The sequence below is a fragment of the Streptomyces sp. WAC06614 genome (genome assembly GCF_003949795.1).
Lineage (GTDB): Bacteria > Actinomycetota > Actinomycetes > Streptomycetales > Streptomycetaceae > Streptomyces.
The window spans coordinates 1-3,560 of the sequence record NZ_RPRY01000501.1 but is presented as its reverse complement, the minus strand read 5'-3'; the positions used below and the strand labels follow the sequence as shown (position 1 = coordinate 3,560).

The window sequence follows — 3,560 nt, the reverse complement described above, 5'->3', positions numbered from 1 at the left end:
CTCCCGGCCCCCCACCCCCACGGCCAGCACGCCGGGGACGGCGAACAGCCGGTCGAGGGCGCCGGCCATGGCGGCGGCGCACCGGTCGCCACCGTGCAGCGCATCGTCCCCGTGCAGCACCACGATCCCCCCGTCTTCCTGCCGTCGCCGCATGTGGTGAAAGTTCGAACGGAATTCTGGCGAAATGCGGAATGTGACCTCAATGCCCCGGCGATCAAACCACTCCATGGGATGAAAAGCCCTGATTCGCTCCTGACGCGGGGCCCGGGATCCCGAGCGTGTCGAGGAAGGCCGCCGCCGCGGGCGTACGGGTCGTGGCGCTCCAGATGACGTGCTCGACCCGCACCGGGGCGTCGCCGACCTCGATCGTGGTGACACCGCCGAGCCGGTGCACGTAGGCGGACGGCAGCATGGCGACGGCGAGGCCCTGGGCGACCAGTCCGGTCATGACGTGGTCCACGGTGGTCACTTCGAACGCCACGTCCCGCTGGAGACCGGCGGCCGCGAAGGCCTGGTCGGACTGGGCCCGCCCGGCGGTCCCGGCGGGGAGGTCGACGAACACCTCGCGGGAGAGCCGGTCGAGGTCGACCACCGGCTCGCCGGCCAGCGGATGGTCCGGTGCGACCACGGCGACGAGCCGGTCGCGGGAGAGTTCGTGGGCCGCGACCCCGTGCGGCCGGGCGGTGACCGGCAGCCCCAGGAAGGCCACGTCGAGGGCTCCTTGGCGGACCTGCTCCACGAGGTGGTCGCTGCCGCCCACCCGCAGGGCGATGCGCACGTGCGGGAAGCGCCGGCGGAAGTCCCCGAGGGCGGTGGGGATGTCGACGGCCGCGACCGTGGGGATCAGGCCCACGGCGAGCCGTCCGCGCACCTCGCCCACCGCCGCGGCGACCTCGGCGGCGGCCCGCTCGGCGGCGTCCAGGCACTGCCGGGCCGCGGGCAGGAACGCGGCGCCGGCCGGCGTCAGCCGGACCCGGCGGCTGGTGCGCTCGAAGAGCCGCGCACCGAGCTCCTTCTCCAGGCGGGCGATCTGGTGGCTGAGGGCGGACTGGACGACGAGGCAGCGGGCGGCGGCGCGGGTGAAGCTGTTCGTCTCGGCGACCGCGACGACGTAGCGCATCTGTTGGAGATCCATGCGATCCATCGTGCATCGAGATGGATCGGGTGAAAAACATGTGTTGGACTCATCGATCGCTGTCGCACGAGACTTCCGTCATGACCGCCGCCCCGCTGATCCGTACCGCTGCGACCGCGCTCCCTCCCCTGGCATGGGGCACCACCTACGTCGTCACGACCGAGCTCCTCCCGCCGGGCCACCCGCTCTTCGCAGGTCTCCTGCGCGCCCTGCCCGGCGGCCTGTTCGCGCTCGCGCTCACCCGGGGCCTGCCGCGCGGCGTGTGGTGGGGCAGGGCGGCGGTGCTCGGCGTCCTCAACATCGGGCTGCTGTTCCCGCTGCTGTTCGTCGCCGCCGAGCGCCTGCCGGGCGGTGTCGCCGCCACCTTGGCCGCGGCCCAGCCGCTGGTCGTGGCCGTCCTCGCCGTGTCCGTCCTGCACGAGCGGCCGACGGCCTGGCGGCTGCTGTGGGGCGTGGCCGGGGTCGTCGGCGTCGGCCTGGTCGTGATCACGCCGGACGCCGCGTTCGATGCCGTCGGCGTCGTGGCGGGGCTGGCGAGCGCGGCGTCCATGGCCCTCGGGGTGACGCTCACCAAGCGGTGGGGACGTCCCACCGGGGTCGGCCCCACCGCCTTCGCGGGATGGCAACTCACGGCAGGGGGACTGTTCCTGGTGCCCCTGACCGCCCTCCTCGAAGGCCCGCCGCCCACGGTCGACCCGCCCGCGGTCCTCGGCTACCTGTGGCTGGGCCTCGTCGGTGGCCTGCTCGCCTACGTCCTGTGGTTCCGCGGCATCACCGCCCTGCCCGTCGGCGCCGTCGCCGTGCTCGTCCTGCTGTCACCGCTGGTGGCGGCGGTACTCGGCGCCGTCCTGCTCGACCAGACGCTGGGTCCCGTCCAGCTGCTGGGCTTCGTCCTCGCACTCGCCGCCATCGTCGGGGGACAACTCCCGGCCCCTGGAAGGAAATGACCACCATGACGACACCAGAAGCACGGAAGACGATCCTCGTCACCGGAGCGACCGGCGGCCAGGGAGGCGCGGTGGCCCGCAAGCTGCTCGGCGACGGCTGGGCCGTCCGTGCGCTCGTCCGCGGGACGCAGGGCCGAGCTGCGCGGCAACTCCGCTCTCTGGGAGCCCAGTTGGTCACCGGCGATCTCGACGACCCCGGGTCGCTGCGGGGCGCGGCGCAGGGCGCGTACGGCGTCTTCAGCGTGCAGCCCGCCGACCTGACCGACCCGCGCCCCGAGGTCGAGGTGCGGCAGGGCAGGAACGTCGCCGACGCGGCGGCGGCCGCGGGCGTCGCCCACCTGGTCCACAGCTCGGTGGGCGGCGCCGAACGCGGCTCCGGCGTCCTGCACTTCGAGTCCAAGGCGGAGATCGAGACGTACGTCGACGCCCTGGGGCTGCCCGTGACCGTACTGCGGCCGGTGTTCTTCATGGACAACTGGCGGTACATGCTGCCGGAGCCGTCCGGCGGCGAGCGGGTGGGCCCGGTCGCCCTGGACGAGGACACCTCGCTCCAGATGATCGCGCTGGCCGACGTCGGGCGCATCGCGGCGGACGCGTTCGGCCGGCCGACGGAGTCCATCGGCGAGAAGATCGAGATCGCCGGTGACACTCTGACGGCACGACAGATCTCCGAGGCCCTGACCCGGGCCGACGGCGTGCCGACCCGCCTGGAGCCACGGCCCGTGGAGGAGGTCTGGCCGGACGGGGCGGACATGGCCCGCATGTTCGCCTGGTTGAACAAGGAGGGCCAGCGGGCCGACATCCCCGCTCTCCGCGAACGGTACCCGGGACTGCTGACCTTCGAGGCCTGGCTGCGCGGCCGGGCGTAGGGCCCGACGGGGCGAGGCGGGGTCGGGTCGGGTCGGGTCGGGTCGGGGGATGTCAGTCGAAGCAGAGGCGGCCGGCTTCGTTCGGGGTGGCCGGGGTCACACAGAAGCGGGCGCCCGCGGGGCCCTCCGGTGCCGGGGCCATCGGGGTCGCCACGTACTTGCCGACGTCGAGATCGGTCGCGCGGAGCTCCTGGGGTGCCTCGGTGCCCGGGGCGGACACCTCGACGTGGTCACCGGGCCGCAGGCCTGCGGCCCGGACCCACACGGCCTGGCACAACGCGCCATGTCGGAGTTCCAGTTGGCGGCCGTCCGGCGCCGTGACGGTCCGGACGGTGGTCACCATGCCCGCTCCCCCGCAGCCCATGCGCAGCGGATCCTTGCCGGCGCAGGTGGCCGCCGCGCAGCCCGGGTTGCGCACCGGTTTCTCCGACGCGCCGGCCGCGGCGTCCGGCAGGCCGGGGCGCTGCGGCGGGAGCAGTACGGCGGCCAGCACGAGAGCGGTGACGCCCAGCGTGCCAACCGTGAGGGCCGTGACGGCCGGCCGGTGGCGCCGGCGGTGCCGTGGCTGCTGCGGGGGGTGGGGCTCCGGGAGAGGGTGCGGGTCGGGGT

At 74.2% G+C, this 3,560-nt stretch carries 4 protein-coding genes; 2 read left to right on the top strand and 2 right to left on the bottom strand.

Translation table 11 applies throughout. The annotated features are described in order from the left end of the window. Positions 1-214: 214 nt before the first annotated feature. A complete protein-coding gene (locus tag EF918_RS33890; protein WP_125652721.1) occupies positions 215-1,135 on the bottom strand; it encodes a LysR family transcriptional regulator in 921 nt (306 codons plus the stop codon). Between the two features lie 80 nt (positions 1,136-1,215). On the opposite strand from EF918_RS33890, the gene EF918_RS33885 reads away from it, so the two are divergent. Together EF918_RS33885 and EF918_RS33880 are read left to right on the top strand one after the other, a co-directional pair. Then, entirely contained in the window at positions 1,216-2,082 is an 867-nt protein-coding gene (locus EF918_RS33885; protein WP_125652720.1) for an EamA family transporter, read from the top strand. A gap of 5 nt (positions 2,083-2,087) precedes the next feature. Continuing rightward, positions 2,088-2,951 carry an NmrA family NAD(P)-binding protein gene (locus EF918_RS33880; RefSeq protein ID WP_125652719.1) on the top strand — a complete coding sequence of 288 codons (864 nt, stop codon included), beginning with the start codon at positions 2,088-2,090 and terminating at the stop codon, positions 2,949-2,951. Between the two features lie 52 nt (positions 2,952-3,003). On the opposite strand, the gene EF918_RS33875 is transcribed toward EF918_RS33880, so the two are convergent. Then, positions 3,004-3,560 (bottom strand): DUF2690 domain-containing protein (locus EF918_RS33875; protein ID WP_125652718.1); only part of this gene is annotated, 557 nt, incomplete at its 5' end.

Bases quoted from the DNA above. Each gene is read 5' to 3' on its own strand.
- EF918_RS33885 (WP_125652720.1), top strand. From the start codon at position 1,216: ATGACCGCCGCCCCGCTGATCCGTACCGCTGCGACCGCGCTCCCTCCC.
- EF918_RS33880 (WP_125652719.1), top strand. From the start codon at position 2,088: ATGACGACACCAGAAGCACGGAAGACGATCCTCGTCACCGGAGCGACC.
- EF918_RS33890 (WP_125652721.1), bottom strand. From the start codon at position 1,135: ATGGATCTCCAACAGATGCGCTACGTCGTCGCGGTCGCCGAGACGAAC.